Origin of the sequence: Mycobacterium sp. NAZ190054, assembly GCF_001545925.1 — a bacterium.
Taxonomy (GTDB): domain Bacteria; phylum Actinomycetota; class Actinomycetes; order Mycobacteriales; family Mycobacteriaceae; genus Mycobacterium.
In genome coordinates this window covers 1-1,009 of record NZ_LMVQ01000481.1, presented here as the reverse complement: position 1 = coordinate 1,009, position 1,009 = coordinate 1, and the positions used below count along the sequence as shown (strand labels likewise).

The following is a 1,009-nucleotide window of genomic DNA, read 5'->3' as shown; positions in this document are numbered from 1 at the left end:
GAACAGGCCCTACCGGAACACACAGGAAAAGCTGGACAGACCAGCGACTACCTCGTGCCCACACCCCTACACGACGAAAAACAACCCCAGCAGACACATCAACCACTTCAGTCCACGGATCGAGGCTTAGTCCAGTTCGCCGCTGATCCCGCGCTCCAGCGCGGCGCGGGCACGTTCGGGCAGCACCAGCAGCCCGTCGAGTTCGCGCCGCGCCAGCCGGTAGGCCCGCTCCCGTTCCTGTTGGGTGGCAGCCGAATCCGCCGCCACCCGCAGCAGGCGCTGCGCGCGGGCCAGCCGCTCCTGCTCCTCGCCGCTGAATCCTGAGCGCTTGCGGCGCAACGCCTCGGCCTCGGCGATGTCGAACGCGGTGACGTATTCCTGGACCGCGCCGAGGTAGTCGCGCGTCGCGTCACGGTCGTCGAGCAGATCGGTGACGTCGGCGGGCCGCAGGAAATCGGCACGCAGCTTCGCCCGGTGGAAACGCTCGGTGAGCGGGTCCCGCAGATCGGTCATCATCGGGCAGTCGAGCAGCGTGGCGACGTCGAGTTCGTATTCCAGCCAGCGGGTGTCCGTCCGGTCGTGTTCCTCGACGGCGCGGCCGATCGCCCTGCGCTGCGCCGACCGGGGATCGGCGGGCTGCGGATCGGCAGACTGCGGGAGTTCGACGGGCTGACGCCCGCGCAGCGCGGTGAAACCGCGGAACGCCGCGTACACCGCCCCGATGAGCGGAACCAGCACGAGCATCAGCTCGAGCAGCCTGAACACCAATCCCATTGCGCCAGGATGCCACCGCGAATCGGGGGTTTCGATTTCCCGGCCCCCGGCAACAACTCAGACATGCGAAACAAGACGTCAACACCCCGAATGATTGGTTCCTTCCTCTTCGCGGGCGCTGCGGCGACTGCCATCGCAACCGCGCCCCTGACCATGGCTCAGCCGGCGCCGCCCCCGTGCTTCAACCCGGACGGCACGCCGTGTGCCGTCAACGGCACCGCCGGCCCCGGCGGCG

At 68.7% G+C, this 1,009-nt stretch carries 1 protein-coding gene; it reads right to left on the bottom strand.

From position 1 onward, the window contains the following. Window positions 1-126 precede the first annotated feature (126 nt). Window positions 127-774: a hypothetical protein gene (locus tag ASJ79_RS24685; RefSeq protein WP_067961191.1), complete on the bottom strand. Its 648-nt coding sequence runs from the start codon at window positions 772-774 to the stop codon at window positions 127-129. Window positions 775-1,009 lie beyond the last annotated feature (235 nt).

What these genes read in the sequence shown, in the direction of transcription:
- ASJ79_RS24685 (WP_067961191.1), bottom strand. Translation starts at nt 774, where the DNA reads ATGGGATTGGTGTTCAGGCTGCTCGAGCTGATGCTCGTGCTGGTTCCG.